The 16,982-nt window shown below is 35.6% G+C and carries 17 protein-coding genes and 1 riboswitch; of the genes, 10 read left to right on the top strand and 7 right to left on the bottom strand.

What is annotated here, in order from left to right; genetic code table 11:
• Nucleotides 1–4 precede the first annotated feature (4 nt).
• From mreD to GYY69_RS08710, 3 genes are all read right to left on the bottom strand, one after another.
• Nucleotides 5–490, bottom strand: a complete 486-nt coding sequence (mreD, locus tag GYY69_RS08700; RefSeq protein WP_174797322.1) for a rod shape-determining protein MreD — start codon at nt 488–490, stop codon at nt 5–7.
• Nucleotides 477–1,319 carry a rod shape-determining protein MreC gene (gene mreC / locus GYY69_RS08705; protein WP_174797323.1) on the bottom strand — a complete coding sequence of 281 codons (843 nt, stop codon included), beginning with the start codon at nt 1,317–1,319 and terminating at the stop codon, nt 477–479. The genes mreD and mreC overlap by 14 nt, the downstream gene beginning before the upstream one ends.
• A gap of 147 nt (nt 1,320–1,466) precedes the next feature.
• On the bottom strand, nt 1,467–2,513 hold the full coding sequence (locus GYY69_RS08710) for a rod shape-determining protein (protein ID WP_174797324.1): 1,047 nt from the start codon (nt 2,511–2,513) through the stop codon (nt 1,467–1,469).
• Between the two features lie 371 nt (nt 2,514–2,884).
• On the opposite strand from GYY69_RS08710, the gene accB reads away from it, so the two are divergent.
• The 3 genes from accB (at nt 2,885) to GYY69_RS08725 (ending at nt 5,433) form a co-directional block, all read left to right on the top strand.
• Nucleotides 2,885–3,340: an acetyl-CoA carboxylase biotin carboxyl carrier protein gene (gene accB / locus GYY69_RS08715; protein WP_160430128.1), complete on the top strand. Its 456-nt coding sequence runs from the start codon at nt 2,885–2,887 to the stop codon at nt 3,338–3,340.
• Nucleotides 3,341–3,379: 39 nt separating this feature from the next.
• Nucleotides 3,380–4,726, top strand: coding sequence for an acetyl-CoA carboxylase biotin carboxylase subunit (accC, locus tag GYY69_RS08720; protein WP_174797325.1), 1,347 nt, complete (start codon nt 3,380–3,382; stop codon nt 4,724–4,726).
• A 68-nt stretch (nt 4,727–4,794) separates the two neighbouring features.
• Nucleotides 4,795–5,433 (top strand): bifunctional 4-hydroxy-2-oxoglutarate aldolase/2-dehydro-3-deoxy-phosphogluconate aldolase, encoded by a 639-nt coding sequence (locus GYY69_RS08725; RefSeq protein WP_174797326.1) that lies wholly within the window; start codon nt 4,795–4,797, stop codon nt 5,431–5,433.
• A 56-nt stretch (nt 5,434–5,489) separates the two neighbouring features.
• Here GYY69_RS08725 and GYY69_RS08730 read toward each other — a convergent pair whose 3' ends face one another.
• On the bottom strand, nt 5,490–6,260 hold the full coding sequence (locus tag GYY69_RS08730; RefSeq protein ID WP_174797327.1) for an ABC transporter permease: 771 nt from the start codon (nt 6,258–6,260) through the stop codon (nt 5,490–5,492).
• On the bottom strand, nt 6,260–7,198 hold the full coding sequence (locus tag GYY69_RS08735; protein WP_174797328.1) for an ABC transporter ATP-binding protein: 939 nt from the start codon (nt 7,196–7,198) through the stop codon (nt 6,260–6,262). The genes GYY69_RS08730 and GYY69_RS08735 overlap by 1 nt, the downstream gene beginning before the upstream one ends.
• Before the next feature lie 222 nt (nt 7,199–7,420).
• Between GYY69_RS08735 and mog the strand changes: the two genes are divergently transcribed.
• From mog to cysS, 6 genes are all read left to right on the top strand, one after another.
• On the top strand, nt 7,421–7,999 hold the full coding sequence (mog, locus tag GYY69_RS08740; protein ID WP_174797329.1) for a molybdopterin adenylyltransferase: 579 nt from the start codon (nt 7,421–7,423) through the stop codon (nt 7,997–7,999).
• A gap of 165 nt (nt 8,000–8,164) precedes the next feature.
• The gene (gene argR, locus GYY69_RS08745) at nt 8,165–8,623 is read left to right on the top strand and encodes a transcriptional regulator ArgR (RefSeq protein ID WP_065637320.1); all 459 of its coding nucleotides are present in this window, start codon (nt 8,165–8,167) and stop codon (nt 8,621–8,623) included.
• Between the two features lie 108 nt (nt 8,624–8,731).
• Nucleotides 8,732–8,905, top strand: a riboswitch (Lysine riboswitch).
• Between the two features lie 74 nt (nt 8,906–8,979).
• On the top strand, nt 8,980–10,344 hold the full coding sequence (lysC, locus tag GYY69_RS08750) for a lysine-sensitive aspartokinase 3 (RefSeq protein WP_174797330.1): 1,365 nt from the start codon (nt 8,980–8,982) through the stop codon (nt 10,342–10,344).
• Between the two features lie 346 nt (nt 10,345–10,690).
• Nucleotides 10,691–10,936, top strand: coding sequence for a GlsB/YeaQ/YmgE family stress response membrane protein (locus GYY69_RS08755; protein ID WP_065637322.1), 246 nt, complete (start codon nt 10,691–10,693; stop codon nt 10,934–10,936).
• 719 nt (nt 10,937–11,655) lie between these two features.
• A complete protein-coding gene (locus GYY69_RS08760; protein WP_174797331.1) occupies nt 11,656–11,895 on the top strand; it encodes a GlsB/YeaQ/YmgE family stress response membrane protein in 240 nt (79 codons plus the stop codon).
• Nucleotides 11,896–12,114: 219 nt separating this feature from the next.
• Nucleotides 12,115–13,506, top strand: coding sequence for a cysteine--tRNA ligase (gene cysS, locus GYY69_RS08765; protein ID WP_174797332.1), 1,392 nt, complete (start codon nt 12,115–12,117; stop codon nt 13,504–13,506).
• A 100-nt stretch (nt 13,507–13,606) separates the two neighbouring features.
• Here cysS and trmJ read toward each other — a convergent pair whose 3' ends face one another.
• Nucleotides 13,607–14,368, bottom strand: a complete 762-nt coding sequence (gene trmJ / locus GYY69_RS08770) for a tRNA (cytosine(32)/uridine(32)-2'-O)-methyltransferase TrmJ (RefSeq protein WP_174797333.1) — start codon at nt 14,366–14,368, stop codon at nt 13,607–13,609.
• A 235-nt stretch (nt 14,369–14,603) separates the two neighbouring features.
• Between trmJ and raiA the strand changes: the two genes are divergently transcribed.
• Nucleotides 14,604–14,933 (top strand): ribosome-associated translation inhibitor RaiA, encoded by a 330-nt coding sequence (gene raiA, locus GYY69_RS08775; protein ID WP_160430117.1) that lies wholly within the window; start codon nt 14,604–14,606, stop codon nt 14,931–14,933.
• A 101-nt stretch (nt 14,934–15,034) separates the two neighbouring features.
• On the opposite strand, the gene GYY69_RS08780 is transcribed toward raiA, so the two are convergent.
• On the bottom strand, nt 15,035–16,651 hold the full coding sequence (locus GYY69_RS08780) for a hypothetical protein (protein ID WP_174797334.1): 1,617 nt from the start codon (nt 16,649–16,651) through the stop codon (nt 15,035–15,037).
• Nucleotides 16,652–16,982 lie beyond the last annotated feature (331 nt).

Below are 16,982 nucleotides of genomic sequence, written 5' to 3' on the forward strand. Positions count from 1 at the left end.
CCTTTTAATTGATAGCAAAGCTTCGCCTTATTAGCCGCAATAATAGATAGATGACAATCCATAATAAGCCATCAATACAGCTTGATAGTAAAATTAATGGTGATATTGTTATTGTATGATAAATACTAACTTGGAATAAAAATACCAGTAAATTGTAACATACCGAAACACCAAAGATGATAAACGATTGTTGCCATAACGCTAAATTGCGTATTACTTGGAATTTAAAAATAATTAAATAAGCAATAAATGAATAAATAAAAGCATGGATCCCCAAAATCGAACCAGTACACAGATCCATCATAGCGCCAAATACAAAAGCGGTGCCAATCCCAACCCGATGAGGAAGAGCAATCAGCCAATAAGCAAAAATGAGGATCAGCAAATGGGGTTTAAACATATTATATAATGGCGACCACGGAATAATTTGTAAACATAAGCCAATGAATAGCGTTATCCAAATAATTAATATTCGATTACGACCCCTCATGTTTTACTCCTTGATTTCCCCACAATAACAATAAATAACGCAGCCGTTTCAAATCAGCGGTTGGTGTAGCTGAAATAATAGGGGTTGAATCGGTAATATCAAGTTTTACTGAACTGACTACGGCTACCGGATATCCCTCAGGAAAACGACCATCAAGTCCTGAGGTCACTAAAACATCACCGACTTTTATATCAACATTATTAGGCAAAAATTCTAACGTTAAATCATTACTACACCCATTACCTACAGCAACCATACCAATATCATTTCTCAATACTTGTACTGGAATGGCATGTTGATAATCACACACTAAAATTGCGCGACTTGTTGATTGCGCGGTTTCATAAATTTGTCCGACTATTCCTTTCTCATCGACAACAGGTTGCCCAACATAAACGCCATCTTGTTTGCCTTTATTGACAACAAATTGATAAACATACGGATCTGTATCTGCTAGCAATACTTGCGCAGCCATTTTATGCTCATCATGCCTTAATGGGGAACCAAGTAATTCACGAAGTCTACTATTTTCATGTTTTAAGTGCTCAAGTAATAATAGATCGTTTTTTTGTTGCAATAACTCTGCATGCAATTTTGCGTTTTCATTTATTAGGCTTTCTCGCGTTTTTGACATCTCGTAAAGCGAATCAAACGAAGATCTTGGCGCATTCGAAACATGATAAAGAGGCGAAATAATGGTATCGAGATAATAACGAACTTCTTTAAATGGGCGATAATTGACATCTAATACAATTAGAGCCAAGGCTAACGCTAGAGAAGTAAATAATTGCACACTGAGAGGCGAACGTTTAGAAAAAAGTAATTTCATTGTCCAGTACTTACCTGTTTTATGCTCAAGATCTAATTATTTCAAGATATGACTCCGCCGACAAAGTCGGCGGAAGAAAATATGAGATGTTTACTGACTAATTGTTTCATCAATATGAAACTAATTTACTTAACAATAAGGCAGCAATTACTCTTCACTAAATAGATCGCCACCATGCATGTCTACCATATCTAGTGCTTTGCCACCACCTCTTGCAACACATGTTAATGGATCTTCAGCCACGACAACATGAATACCGGTTTCAGCTGATAATAATTTATCAATATTACGTAATAAAGCACCACCGCCAGTTAAAACCATACCATGTTCTGAAATATCAGAAGCAAGTTCAGGAGGACACTGTTCTAATGCAACTTTGACCGCACTAACAATTCCACTTAATGGTTCTTGCAGGGCTTCTAAAATTTCGTTAGAGTTTAAAGTAAAGCTACGCGGAACACCTTCAGCAAGGTTACGTCCACGGACTTCTATTTCAAGCACTTCATCGCCAGGATAAGCACTACCAATAAAATGTTTGATTTTTTCGGCTGTTGCTTCACCAATTAAGGCACCATAATTACGACGAACATAGTTAATAATCGCTTCATCAAAGCGGTCACCACCAATACGTGCAGATGCAGAATAAACAACACCATTTAATGAAATAACAGCAACCTCTGTAGTACCACCACCAATATCAACGACCATTGAACCTGTCGGTGCAGATACTGGTAAATCAGCACCAATAGCCGCTGCCATTGGTTCTTCAATTAAATATACTTCGCGCGCACCTGCACCTAATGCTGACTCACGAATAGCACGACGCTCAACTTGTGTAGCGCCAACAGGTACACAAACAAGAACACGGGGGCTTGGTCTTAAAAAACTATGGCTATGAACTTGGCGAATAAAATACTGTAACATTTTTTCAGTGACAGAAAAGTCGGCAATAACGCCATCTTTCATTGGTCTAATAGCAGCAATATTACCAGGCGTTCGCCCTAACATCAGTTTCGCAGCTTGCCCAACAGCAGCAACACTTTTGGGCGTGCCAGTGCGATGATCTTGGCGGATCGCTACAACCGAAGGTTCGTTTAATACAATACCTTGTCCTTTTACATAAATAAGTGTGTTTGCTGTACCTAAATCGATCGATAAATCATTTGAAAACAAGCCGCGAACTTTTTTGAACATAATAAAAACTCTTCCTAGAATAAATCTTGTTTAAGTATATTTTAGTATTTAAAAACAAACCATGGAATCAAAAATATATATTTTCAGCTTTATTCAAGCTAAATAAGATATTATTTGACCTTTCCAAACCATAGCCAAACCCAATAGTAACTCACTTTCGTTATTGTATCGCAATTATAAAATAATACCTAGAAAATAGTATAACAAGTGTTTGTAAAGGAGATATATAATGACAAATTCAGTTTTACAGTGTATTCTTCCGCGTTAATGTTGAGTTACAACCTTATTATCGGCGAAAACAACACAGTTAGCCATTAATAAGGATGCATTAAAATCATTGTTACTTATATCAAATAAACACGGTGTAATTCATGGATATACGCAAAATTAAAAAATTAATTGAATTAGTTGAAGAGTCAGGTATTTCTGAACTTGAAATTTCTGAAGGTGAGGAATCAGTTCGAATTAGTCGTTCTGCTCCTACTACAAACTATTCGGCGCCAGTACAAAATATTCAAATTCCTCAACCCGCTCCTGTCGTTGTAGCTCCAACAGCTCAAACTGAAGTTGTAACAGAGACTGTTGTAACTGATGGCACAACAATCAAATCCCCAATGGTTGGAACTTTTTATCGTACACCAAGTCCAGAATCAAAAGCTTTTGTTGAAGTTGGTCAAACAGTAAATGTTGGCGATGTACTTTGCATCGTTGAAGCGATGAAAATGATGAACCAAATCGAGTCAGAAAAAGCTGGTACAATAAAAGCCATCTTGGTTGAAAATGGTCAACCAGTTGAATTTGATCAGCCACTATTCATTATTGAATAATCTGAATTTATTAATGACTATACGATTAAGAGATTGAATATGCTTGATAAAATTCTTATTGCGAATCGTGGAGAAATAGCTCTACGTATATTACGAGCATGTAAAGAACTTGGAATTAAAACTGTTGCAGTTCATTCTACGGCAGATAAAGATTTAAAACATGTATTACTAGCAGATGAAACCGTCTGTATTGGCTCAGCAGCTTCCGTAAAAAGTTACCTTAATGTGCCAGCACTAATTTCAGCTGCTGAAGTAACCGGTGCTGCTGCTATTCACCCAGGATATGGATTCTTATCTGAAAATGCAGACTTTGCAGAGCAAGTTGAGCGTTCAGGCTTTATTTTTGTTGGTCCAAAACCCGATACCATCCGTTTAATGGGCGATAAAGTATCGGCGATTCATGCCATGAAAAAAGCCGGTGTGCCTTGTGTGCCGGGTTCAGATGGACCACTAGGTAGTGATATTGAAGCCAATAAACAAATCGCTAAACAAATTGGCTATCCTGTGATTATTAAAGCTTCTGGTGGCGGTGGTGGTCGCGGTATGCGTATTGTTCGGGAAGAAAAGGATCTTGAACAATCCATCAAAATGACCAAATTGGAAGCCAAAACAGCTTTCAATAATGATATGGTTTACATGGAAAAATTCCTTGAGAACCCACGTCATATCGAAATTCAAGTCCTTTCTGATGGTCAAGGTCATGCTGTTTATTTAGGTGAACGAGATTGCTCAATGCAAAGACGTCATCAAAAAGTGGTAGAAGAAGCACCAGCACTTGGCATCACACCTAAAATGCGTAAATTCATTGGTGAGCGTTGCGTTAATGCTTGTATTGAGATCGGCTATCGTGGTGCAGGTACTTTCGAATTCTTATTTGAAAATGGCGAGTTTTATTTCATTGAAATGAATACCCGTATTCAAGTAGAGCATCCGGTTACTGAAATGGTAACTGGCGTTGATTTAATAAGAGAGCAAATTTTGATCGCAGCTGGCAAACCACTGTCAATTAAACAAAGTGATATTGTCATTAAAGGCCACGCGATTGAATGCCGAATTAATGCTGAAGATCCCAAAACCTTTATGCCATCACCAGGAAAAATTACCCGTTTTCATGCACCAGGTGGCTTTGGTATTCGTTGGGAATCACATATCTATGCTGGTTATACTGTCCCGCCTTACTATGACTCAATGATTGGTAAATTAATCGCTTATGGTGAAACACGCGAAGTTGCCATTGCGCGGATGAAAAATGCCTTAGCAGAGCTAGTGATTGATGGAATCAAAACCAATATTGATCTTCATATTGAAATCATGAATGATGAAGGCTTCCAAAAAGGTGGTACCAATATTCATTATTTAGAAAAGAAATTAGGCATTTATGAGTAACAAAATAATCCCTATCTATTAGGGATTATTGCTATATTTAAGTATCAATAAGGTATGGGTAGATATAAATGAAAAATTGGAAAAAAAGCGCTGAAGAAATTTTAACCATGGGACCTGTTGTTCCGGTTATTGTGATTGAACGTATTGAAGATGCGGTACCGCTAGCCAAAGCGCTCATTGCTGGTGGAGTAAAAGTACTGGAAGTGACGTTACGAACAGCTTGCGCAATTGACGCAATAAAGAAAATCATCAAAGAAGTTCCTGAAGCTGTGGTTGGTGCAGGAACAGTGACAACTGTTGAACAACTAAAACAAGTCACCGAAGCTGGCGTTGAATTTGTCATTACTCCTGGTATTACTGACGCTATTTTAAAAGCTGCGGTTGAAGGTCCTATCCCTGTTATTCCTGGTATTGCAACTATTTCTGAACTATTAACAGCACAAGAATATGGTCTAACGGCACTAAAATTCTTCCCAGCTGAAATCAATGGTGGCGTTGCAGCATTAAAAGCTTTTGCTGGCCCTTGTGGATATATGAAGTTCTGTCCTACGGGGGGAGTAAACCCGAAAAACTATCGCGATTACCTTGCGCTTGATAATGTACTTTGCGTCGGTGGCACTTGGTTTATTCCAACCGATGCAATTGCAAAAGGGGATTTTGCTAAAATTACAGAAATGGCAAAACAAGCCGTTGCTGGTGCACAATAACTGCTATTATTCCGCCGATATAATATCGGCGGTTAACCACTCGTTGTCGATGCTTCTTAACTTCTTAACCCTCGCCCACTTTCAATAAGTCGCCATGCAATTACATAAAGTACGGTAACAAACAAAATCAGCATTGAAAACGTTATCCATAACGGCACATCTGTCACGCCCAAAAATCCATAACGAAAACCGTTAATCATATAAACGATTGGATTAATTTTTGAAATCCACTGCCAAAAGTCTGGTAACATAGCAATGGAATAGAAAACACCTCCAAGATAAGTTAATGGTGTTAATACAAATGTTGGAATAATGCTTATATCATCAAATGTCTTGGCAAATACCGCATTTAATAAACCAGCTAATGAAAACAGAATTGAGGTCAATAGTAATGTACAAACAACAAATAACCAAGAATGCACTTCATAACGAACAAAAAATAGTGATACGATCGTCACTAAAATACCAGTTAAAATACCACGCATCACACCACCACCAACATATCCCAAAATAAGAATATGCGTGGGTACAGGCGCTACCAATAATTCTTCAATGTTATGTTGAAATTTAGCGCTAAAAAAGGATGAACAAACATTGGTATAAGAATTGGTAATAACGGACATCATAATTAATCCCGGCACAATAAATGCCATATAGCTAAATCCCCCCATGTCACCAACACGAGAGCCAATTAAATTACCAAAGATGATAAAATAAAGAGACATTGTAATAACGGGCGGAATTAGCGTTTGAACCCAAATTCTTAAAAATCGTGTCACTTCTTTACGCCAAATACTTTTTAAGGCAATCCAATATAAATTATTCATCAAATATCACCTTTTTGTTTGGTATCATTGTGCAATAGATCAACAAATAACTCTTCTAACCGATTTGCTTTATTTCGTACGCTGATCACTTTAATACTTTGTTGATTTAGTTGTTCAAATAATTGGTTTAATCCATGTTGCTTATCTACTTTGACTTCTAACATTCCGGCTTCAACATCAGAATAATTGTAGCCTTGTAATTTAATTGGCTCAGATGTAGGGACATAATCAATAACAATTGTTTCAGATTGGCTTTTAGCCAATAGATCACGCATTGAGGAGTTCGCAATCAATTGACCTCTCTGAATAATACCGATATTTCGACATAGCATTTCGGCTTCTTCTAAATAATGGGTGGTTAAAATAATTGTGATACCTTGCCGATTGATTTCACGTAAAAAATCCCACATAGAACGGCGTAATTCAATATCAACACCTGCGGTTGGTTCATCAAGGATTAATAATTTAGGCTCATGCACAAGCGCTCTGGCTATCATTAATCGCCTTTTCATGCCACCGGATAACATGCTAGCTCGACTGTGGCGTTTGTCCCATAAATCTAAAATTCGCAAATACTTTTCAGCACGCTCTAATGCAAGCTTTCTGGGCAATCCATAATAACCACCTTGATTAGTAACTATTTGTAGTACTTCTTCAAATTGATTAAAATTAAATTCTTGTGGCACAAGCCCTAATTGTCTTTTAGCATTGACAACATCTTTATCTAAATCATAACCAAAAATTTTAACTTGTCCCGCTGTTTTGGTGACTAATGAGCTAATAATGCCTATGGTTGTTGACTTCCCAGCACCATTAGGCCCCAATAAGGCATAAAAATCGCCAGCTTGTACAGTTAAATCGATACCTTTTAATGCTTCTATACCATTTTTATAAATTTTTTTGAGTGATATTAGCTCAAGTGCAGGAATTGATGGCATAAATATATCCTAAGTGAATCAATTGCTATTTGAATAATATGATATCATGTTAAATCAATTGACAATAAAATCAATCAATGTAAAGGTCTTTTTAATTTTATTTATATCAATGCGAATAAATTATCATTGTAAGATCATAGCGCATATTATTATTGGTTGGGCACAAACAGTGTAGTTTTAATTTTCAAGCTGTGTGCCTTTATCGTTGAAGGAATAAGTAGCATGTTTAAAATTGGGTTAGTTTCAGTATCAGATAGAGCTTCAAGTGGCGTTTACCAAGATGAAGGCATTCCATCATTAGTTTCATGGTTACAAACCGCATTGAAAACGCCTTTTGTAACCGAAAATCGTATTATTCCCGATGAGCAAGCTATCATTGAACAAACATTATGTGAGCTTGTTGATAATCTACATTGCCATTTAATTTTAACCACCGGAGGCACTGGTCCTGCAATTAGAGATGTAACACCTGATGCAACACTGGCGATTTCCGATCGGGTGATGCCGGGATATGGAGAGCAAATGCGTCAAATCAGCTTACATTTTGTACCAACCGCAATTTTATCAAGACAAGTTGGTGTTATTCGCAAAAAATGTTTGATCATAAACCTACCAGGCAGACCAAAATCAATAAGAGAAACCCTTGAGGGAGTTAAAGATAACCAAGGCAATGTCATTGTTAGTGGCATTTTTTCTAGCATCCCCTATTGTATACAGCTATTAGAAGGACCTTACATTGAAACCCATGAACAAGTTATAAAGTCTTTTCGCCCTAAAGATGCAATAAAACCAACTCTTTAATTTTATGCCAATTTAACTCATAATTATCTATAACGAAATTATTATTCATGCTATCTAAAATTGCTGGCGTTATTTTAGTTTGAATAGCAAGCAAATTTTATTATAAGTATTATGACTGCATATATTGGCACAATATCAGTAACAAATTAAAAACCAAGGAACATTATGAAACAAGCCGATCTCACTAAAACATTTAAAGAGATACTTCGTCAAGAGAAGTTTAGTTCACAAGTAGAAATCGTACAAGCGCTACAAGAACAAGGTTTTGATAACATCAATCAATCCAAAGTTTCGCGTATGCTAACCAAATTTGGCGCAGTGAGAACCCGCAATGCAAAATCCGAAATGGTCTATTGTTTACCTGCAGAAATAAGTGTGCCTACAACGAGTAGTCCATTAAAAAATTTAGTGATTGATATTGATTTCAATAGTTCAATGGTGGTGATAAGAACCAGTCCTGGTGCTGCTCAACTCATTGCTCGATTACTTGACTCGATTGGTAAATCAGAAGGCATTTTAGGTTCAATTGCGGGCGATGACACTATATTTAGTACACCTACTAAAGAATATACAGTAAAAAAATTATATCAAACCATTATTGAATTGTTTGAACGTGAGTTATAGGTTTTTCCATTTCGCCCTATTTCGAGCAAATAATTTTAATATTTAACCTATTGACACAATTAAAAAAATCGTTAATCCTATATAACGCTGATTTCGTAACTGAAGTTGCAAAAACGAAGAGGCGCATTACTCAGGTAAATCATTTTAGGGACTGGAACCACGAATAAATGATCGAGGGGATGTAATGCCGAGGTTTGATTGCCAATCCAGAAGCGATCAAATCGACTGCAAGGGCTGAATCCCTTGGGTTGTCACCTTAACAGGTGGAGCGCTTCATGGTCTGTATTTTTTAATTGTAAATAGGACACACCCGCTCTAACTCTGTTAAAAATAAAAATTTTTAATATGAGGAATTTATGGAAACATCATTTGTAATTGCTAAATTTGGTGGTACTAGTGTTGCCGATTATCCATCAATGGTAAATAGTGCCAATATTGTAATAGCTAATCCTAACGTAAAAGTTGTGGTACTATCGGCATCTGCTGGCGTAACAAATTTACTAGTCGCATTAGCAGAAGGACGTGATGCCGATGTTCGAACCCAACATATTGCCAAAATCCAATCAATCCAATACAACATTTTAGAACAATTACCTGAAAATCCCGAACTACGAACTGAAATTGACAAAATCATTGCTAATATAGCCTCTTTGTCTGAAGCCGCAAGTTTAGCTACATCACCAGCATTAACTGATGAGCTAGTTAGTCACGGTGAAATTATGTCTTCAAAACTGTTTGTTGAAATATTGAAAGAAAAACAAAAAAATGCCATATGGTTTGACGTCCGTAAAGTTATGCGCACCGATGATAAATTTGGTAAAGCCACACCTAAAATTGAAGATATTAAACAGCTTTGCTGTGCACATTTAAAATCACTAAACGATCGTAGCGTCATTGTAACACAAGGGTTTATCGGTAGTGAAAGTTCTGGTAAAACGACCACCTTAGGCCGTGGAGGAAGCGATTATACCGCAGCGTTATTAGGTGAAGCATTGAATGCCACTCAAATTGACATTTGGACTGATGTTGCAGGGATTTATACTAACGATCCGCGCATTACACCTGCGGCTAAACGCATTGATGAGATATCTTTTGCTGAAGCAACCGAAATGGCAACGTTTGGCGCGAAGGTACTACACCCAGCAACACTAGTCCCAGCTGTGCGTAGTAATATCCCGGTTTTTGTTGGTTCAAGTAAAGCGCCTCAAGAAGGAGGAACCATTGTTTACAACACTAATAGCATTACATCTAAATTACCCGTATTTAGAGCGTTAGCCCTGCGTCGCAAGCAAACATTATTAACACTTACTAGTTTAAATATGCTGCATGCACAAGGTTTTTTAGCTAATGTGTTTACGATATTAGCCAAACATAATATTTCGGTTGATTTAGTCACAACCTCTGAAGTCAGTATCGCATTAACTATTGATACCACAGGCACTAACACTAACGGCAACAGTTTATTAACAAAAGCATTATTTGATGAACTGTCAACAATGTGTCATGTCACAGTTGAAGAAGACTTAGCACTAATTGCTATTATTGGCAATAACCTAACATCAACACAAGGTATAGCAAAAGAGGTGTTTGGTGTATTAGATGATTTTATTATTAGACTTTGCTGTTATGGCGCAAGTACTCACAATCTTTGCCTATTAGCAAAAAGCAATGACGCAGAATCCATTATTAAAATTCTACATAACACAATTTTTGAACAATAATTTTATAAGGGAGATTTAATCTCCCTTATACTTAGCGCTAATTATCAGCTTATCTTTTTTAATATATGTTAAGAGAACGAAAACAGGGCAAAACATTATTAACTTTTATTATCCATAATTATAAAATGCAAAATAATTTATGAATTCACAATATTTTATTGGTATAGTGAGTTTTTAAATTAAATCCCTATTTTCTTTAGTAGTATTAGTTATTAATATATTTTGCATATTATTTATGACTCTTAATTAATCGATTAAAACTATTTCATTGAACATTATCTTCTGTTAGATTTTTTAATTAATTTAAGTAAACTAAAGTTAATTTCAATCACAAGAGGAAATTATCATGGGTATTATAAGTTGGATAATTCTAGGATTAATTGCCGGCTGGATTGCCAAGTTTTTTATGCCACTAGGAAGTGTAGGTGTATTTAAAACTATTTTATTAGGCATTGCAGGTGCTTTAGTGGGTGGCTATATTAGCACCTTCTTTGGTTGGGGTAGTGTGACTGGATTTAACTTCCCTAGTTTGTTAATTTCAGTACTTGGTTCGATTATACTCATTTATATCTATCGTCACATAAAAAAATAATTTGTTCCTGTTAAATTGGCGGGTTTCCCGCCAATTTAAATACACTTCATGCTTAATATTTCTAGATATATCATCCTTATCTCCATTTGTAGTGCTTGCCTTACTTGCGTTGTTTCCCCCCTAACTTGAGCAACGACTGTAATAAATACTTATAAAAACGAAACTAATACGAAAAGACCTGGTGAGGCATTAAATAACATAATACCTATTGAATATAAAACACTAAAACAGGCAGCGTAATTTTCTATATCAGTTTTGTACTCACTATGAGGTATTTCCCCAGTGGTTCACTTCTTAGGTTCTATTTTTTGTAAAAAATATTCAGGATTCTATACCGTTTCGTGATTAATTGAGAATCTGCAGTACCTATCGTTTAAAACATGAGATAACTATCGTATCAATCAAAAATTCACAAACTCAGCCTACCCTCTAACAAATAGGAAAGATAAAAACACGATATGCATTTTAATGAAGATATGGCATAATCAGAAAATAGTTGGCGATGCAAAAGGTAGAAAAGATTTATTCTCTAAATAAAGCAATTTTGGGAAAAACGCCTTATGCGTTATTAAAGAATTATTCCACACATAAAGTGTAAAAAAACTGAGCGACTTACAATATATTATTTTTAATTAAATCCATTATATTGAACACCAGCATCTATTAGATTTTTTAATTTAGTAAACTAATTATAATTTCAATAACCAAAGGAATTTATTATGAAAATTATAAGTTTGATAATTGCTCTAGGATTAGTTGCTGGCTTTATTGCCAAGTTTTTTATGCCACTAGGACGTATTGGTATAATTAAAACGACTTTATTAGGCTTGACAGGAGCCTTAATGGGCGAGTGTATTAGCTCCTTATTTGGCTGGGGTAGTATAACAGGTTTTAACTTTCCTAGTTTGTTAATTTCAGTACTTGGGGCGATTATGCTCATTTATTTCTATCGAATTTAAAACAATAATGCGTTTTAAGCTTATATTTTTACTTTCAGATATATCTTCTTTATCCTCATTTATTAAGGCACATACCAAAACGATAAACCAAAAGCTATTATTTTGGTTTATGCATATTCACACTATTTCTTTACAAAGTTTAGAATAAGTAATTTCGCCATATCCAAATTTTTGTTATATTATTTAACAAAATCCATTAATTTTAACCTGTAGATAATAATGTTAAAAATATTCAATACATTAACTCGCGAGAAAGAAACATTTCAACCTATTACCCCTAATAAAGTTGGGCTTTATGTTTGTGGAGTAACCATTTACGATCTTTGCCATATTGGTCACGGGCGTACTTTTGTTGCATTTGATGTTGTCACTCGTTATTTACGTTTTTTAGGTTATGATTTAACTTATGTGCGTAATATTACTGATATTGATGACAAAATCATCAAGCGTGCACTCGAAAATGGCGAAAGTTGTGATCAACTTACTGATCGAATGCTTCAAGAAATGTATGCAGATTTTGATGCACTTAATATAAAACGCCCGGATATAGAACCACGTGCAACTAATCACATGCCACAAATCATCCAATTAGTTGAAGAATTAATTGCCAAAAATCATGCCTATATTGCCGATAATGGCGATGTGATGTTTTCAGTAGACAGTGATCCAAATTATGGTATTTTATCGCGACAAAATTTAGAACAGCTACAAGCCGGTGCGCGTGTTGATGTAGTTGATGTTAAACGTAATCCAATGGATTTTGTGTTATGGAAAATGTCAAAACCGAATGAACCAAGTTGGGATTCGCCATGGGGTAAAGGTCGCCCAGGTTGGCACATTGAATGTTCGGCGATGAATAGTTATCAGTTAGGTAATCACTTCGATATTCATGGTGGTGGTTCTGATTTAATGTTTCCACATCATGAAAATGAAATTGCCCAATCAACCTGTGCGCATGATGGTCAATATGTCAATTATTGGATGCATTCAGGCATGGTTATGATAGACCAAGAAAAAATGTCAAAATCACTTAATAATTTTTTCACAATTCGCGATGTACTAAAACATTATGATGCCGAAACAGTGCGTTACTTTTTACTATCAGGTCATTATCGTAGCCAACTCAATTATAGCGAAGAAAATTTAAAGCAAGCGAGAATAGCACTAGAGAGACTCTATACAGCCCTACGAGGCACTGATCCAACTCATCCACACATGACGCCTGACAGTAATTATTATCGCCAATTTTGTGATGCTATGGATGATGACTTTAATACGCCAGAAGCTTATTCAACTCTTTTTGATTTAGCTCGTGAAATTAATAAAGCCAAAGCTGATAATAATATGTCACTTGCTAATGAATTAGCTGCTGAATTACGTTATTTATCCGCTGTACTTGGACTATTAGAGCAAGATCCCATTAAATTTTTACAAGGTGATCAGCAAGATGATGTTGATGTTGCATTAGTTGAGGCATTAATAAAACAACGCAATGAAGCCAGAGTAAGTAAAAATTGGGCACAAGCCGACGAAGCTCGCGACAAATTAAATGCAATGAATATTGTGCTTGAAGATGGCGCGAATGGAACAACATGGCGCAAAAAAAGTTAATATTCTCAAAATCGAAATTTTGATGAATAAATAAAATAACGCACTAAGCAGTGTCAATTAAAAATAACACCCACAATTCTGTGGGTGTTTCTATTTGTGATCATCGTAACGTTTTATCAATCGAAGTTAAAATACCACGCAAAATATTCAGTTCTTGTTGTTCAATGCGTGCGCGAGTAAACAATCGTCGCAAACGTCCCATAATTTGCCCCGGATGGTTGGCATTAATAAAGCCTGTGTGTAATAAAGTTTGTTCTAAATGCTGGTAAAAACGCTCTATATCGGCATCAATAGGAAATTCAGTTTCGGACAGATTTGCATTTGTTTGCTCTGATATGTTATTTTCAAGATTTAACATTGACATACGAATTTCATAACACAAAACTTGTACCGACATAGCAAGGTTTAAAGAACTATAATCAGGATTAGCAGGAATGCCAACATGATAATGGCACTTTTGCAATTCTTCATTGGTTAAACCGACTCGCTCGCGACCAAAGACCAAAGCAACCTGAGCGCTGGCATTAGTTGCTTCTTGAATAATCTTATCACCACATGTTTTTGGGGTTAAGTGTGGCCATTGCAAACTACGAGAGCGGGCGCTAGTGCCAATCACTAAAGTACAGTCGGCAATCGCTTGTTCAAGTGACGAAAAAATTTGCGCGTTTTTAATAATATCACTCGCACCTGCCGCTAACGAAATCGATTGAGAATCGGGCTTGATGACTGGATTAACTAAACAAAGATTCGTTAATCCCATGGTTTTCATTGCTCTTGCAGCAGAGCCCATATTACCTGTATGAGATGTTTCAACCAAAACAATCTTTACATTATCTAAATAACTCACATTATCCTCATTCATTGAAAATATCTTATAACGCATAATAAACTAAATACTTATTGACACAGTATATAGTAAAATCAGTTTCAGCCCCACTGTTATGCAATAGCTAATTAATAGAATCTATTTTTAAATTAAATTCACAAAAATGTGATCAATAATAAATATCTTATTGACGAGAATAAAATAATTTGCCAATGTAGTAATAACAACATTTAAAAATGTTAGATTTATTGATAAAAAACGGAGGTCAACTATGGCTTTAAGTATTACCAGTAAACAAATGGATATTACCCCTGCAATTCGTAGCTACCTAGAAGATAAGTTTTCGAAGTTAGATAAATGGAGAGCACAGCTAATCAATCCTCATTTTATTTTATCCAAAGAACCAGATGGATTTATTGTTGATGCAACAATTGCTACTAAAGGAACGCCATTAGTTGCGTCTGCCAAACATATTGATATGTATGCCGCAATTAATGATCTTATTGATAAACTAGAAAAACAACTCAATAAACTGCAACATAAAGGCGAAGCTCGTCGGGCATTTAATAGCATAAAAGAAGCCATACCAGAAGGGGAATAATTCCCCTTTTATACAGTAAATCACAATAACAGTGATATTAAATATAAGTATGTTCGGATAAAACGATAACAATACTCATTCTCAATTTAGAAAATATAGTATTATGGGCTCACACAGACATCGCCGACTTTATCATATTGGTCTTTTTCGATTACTCTAGTGGTATATGCCGAGCAATTAACGTTACCAAACATTGAGTTAGCAAATAGTATTTCAGAATCAGATCGGCAGATGTTATTCGACTGGGTAACCCAATATCCATGATTCAAGAAAGCGTTGTTAGGGGTATCAGTAATATAGCCCCACTCATTAAGTATCCCGCCAATCCAGCGATTACTATCACGATAACTTAAACGCCTTTGGTAACTGTTAACATTTCTGCTCGGTATACCTCCGGTCCAACCATCCCCATTTGCATTAGTTAAATCATTCGCATCAGGAACTCGATAGCCATTACCTAAATTACGACAAAATTTTTGGATATCGTCATAAGTGCGACTCCGTTGAATCGGAATTATATACCAACGCTCTATTTTGAAACTGTATAACAATTCTAAATGGGTACTATCTGCATAAATATTAAATAATGAAGGGGTAAATGCCTTATTATTTGAGCTTATATCAGGTCCATTTAGTTCTATCTTTAATGCTGCTTCACTTAAAGGTGTGTCTCGCCAACCTGTTGTACTCTTGCTTAATGATAATGTCACACCCATACCATTTGTTGCACTTACCTTTGTACCATTTGCAGCTATAACCTGTTCTGGGGTTATATTTTTTAAGAGTAAAAAGAAATACAATTTGTTTGCTCCCGTAGTCGGGAAGTTCTTTGTTGTGTCACTCACATCGGCGACTTTAAACCCTTTTTGATCATTCCATAAATCTGGCGATTCATCTCCAGCAGAAAACAATAAATTGGGCTGAGCAAAAGCAACGGAAGGACATGGCTTATCCATATTAGGAACAACAATATGATAGGTATAACGATCACCTATAAAGGTATTGCTCTTTGGCTGACCATACTTCGTTGATATACTAACATTTGTTGCCGTTAGTGTCAGTTTATAAGGTGCGCTACACGCGCTTAATGTTGCTTTTTGGTGATTTTTGACTTGTATTGTAATGTCTTGACCTTTTTTGTCTTGCCATTGGATCATCAAGCTCCCCGTTGCACTTATTTCAACATCACCATCGTCATCTTTCCCGTAATTATACGGTGAATTAACCAATTTATTTAACTCAATGCTAGGATAACTTGCCACTGGCACCATTGTTTGTATATCAGCAAACGTTGTGGTACTTGGTAACTCAATAGGATTGCTTGCGCTTGACGTATCTATCGTCGCATTAGGATAAAGCGCACTATTTACCCCAGGTGGAATATAATGCCCATTAGGTAACGTTATTCCTAATAGTCCTTCAGCACTATTTATTTTAGTTTCCCCACCATCCAAGCTTAAGTACGGAGCGCTTCCATTTACCACATTTGCTGTCGCTGCCGATAATGCATTCGCATTATTAACGAATAACATAGGATAAATAACAATCAATAGAATTAAACGTAAATTGCAACATTTTGACAATGACAAAGTACATTCAACTAACTTAGTTACTACATAGGAGCGATAATTAAAATAAGAAGCTAACCATGTAAAAAGAGAAGCATTTTTTGAAATTAATTTTTGTGGGTGATCAAGAAATGTGTTTGATTCCTTCATTTTATAATTACCTATTCCTTTTGATAATTCTTAACTTATTTTCAATTTTCTAGAATAAAATTCTATAGGTGCCTTTTTTATCTATTTTTCCATGCAAATAATAAGAACTGTGCAAATTAGCATATAGAACTTGCATTATAAATAAAAAACAATTGTTTGAAAGTAAAAAACTAGATTTTTGTTAAGATTTGTAAATATATTGTACAAACGCTACACGTTTATACCAAAGACTTGAGATAGATTTTTTGAATATATTATAATGACTTAAAAATCTTGGTAATTTAGACACTTTTATATCATGATAATAAACAGAAAATAAAAACTTTTGTTA

The organism is Gilliamella sp. ESL0250, from assembly GCF_013345045.1.
Taxonomy (GTDB): Bacteria; Pseudomonadota; Gammaproteobacteria; order Enterobacterales; family Orbaceae; genus Gilliamella; species Gilliamella apicola_H.

Bases quoted from the DNA above. Each gene is read 5' to 3' on its own strand.
- lysC (WP_174797330.1), top strand. From the start codon at position 8,980: ATGGAAACATCATTTGTAATTGCTAAATTTGGTGGTACTAGTGTTGCC.
- accC (WP_174797325.1), top strand. From the start codon at position 3,380: ATGCTTGATAAAATTCTTATTGCGAATCGTGGAGAAATAGCTCTACGT.
- GYY69_RS08710 (WP_174797324.1), bottom strand. From the start codon at position 2,513: ATGTTCAAAAAAGTTCGCGGCTTGTTTTCAAATGATTTATCGATCGAT.
- mreC (WP_174797323.1), bottom strand. From the start codon at position 1,319: ATGAAATTACTTTTTTCTAAACGTTCGCCTCTCAGTGTGCAATTATTT.
- trmJ (WP_174797333.1), bottom strand. From the start codon at position 14,368: ATGAATGAGGATAATGTGAGTTATTTAGATAATGTAAAGATTGTTTTG.
- GYY69_RS08735 (WP_174797328.1), bottom strand. From the start codon at position 7,198: ATGCCATCAATTCCTGCACTTGAGCTAATATCACTCAAAAAAATTTAT.
- GYY69_RS08755 (WP_065637322.1), top strand. From the start codon at position 10,691: ATGGGTATTATAAGTTGGATAATTCTAGGATTAATTGCCGGCTGGATT.
- raiA (WP_160430117.1), top strand. From the start codon at position 14,604: ATGGCTTTAAGTATTACCAGTAAACAAATGGATATTACCCCTGCAATT.
- GYY69_RS08760 (WP_174797331.1), top strand. From the start codon at position 11,656: ATGAAAATTATAAGTTTGATAATTGCTCTAGGATTAGTTGCTGGCTTT.
- GYY69_RS08780 (WP_174797334.1), bottom strand. From the start codon at position 16,651: ATGAAGGAATCAAACACATTTCTTGATCACCCACAAAAATTAATTTCA.
- GYY69_RS08725 (WP_174797326.1), top strand. From the start codon at position 4,795: ATGAAAAATTGGAAAAAAAGCGCTGAAGAAATTTTAACCATGGGACCT.
- mreD (WP_174797322.1), bottom strand. From the start codon at position 490: ATGAGGGGTCGTAATCGAATATTAATTATTTGGATAACGCTATTCATT.
- GYY69_RS08730 (WP_174797327.1), bottom strand. From the start codon at position 6,260: ATGAATAATTTATATTGGATTGCCTTAAAAAGTATTTGGCGTAAAGAA.
- cysS (WP_174797332.1), top strand. From the start codon at position 12,115: ATGTTAAAAATATTCAATACATTAACTCGCGAGAAAGAAACATTTCAA.
- argR (WP_065637320.1), top strand. From the start codon at position 8,165: ATGAAACAAGCCGATCTCACTAAAACATTTAAAGAGATACTTCGTCAA.
- accB (WP_160430128.1), top strand. From the start codon at position 2,885: ATGGATATACGCAAAATTAAAAAATTAATTGAATTAGTTGAAGAGTCA.
- mog (WP_174797329.1), top strand. From the start codon at position 7,421: ATGTTTAAAATTGGGTTAGTTTCAGTATCAGATAGAGCTTCAAGTGGC.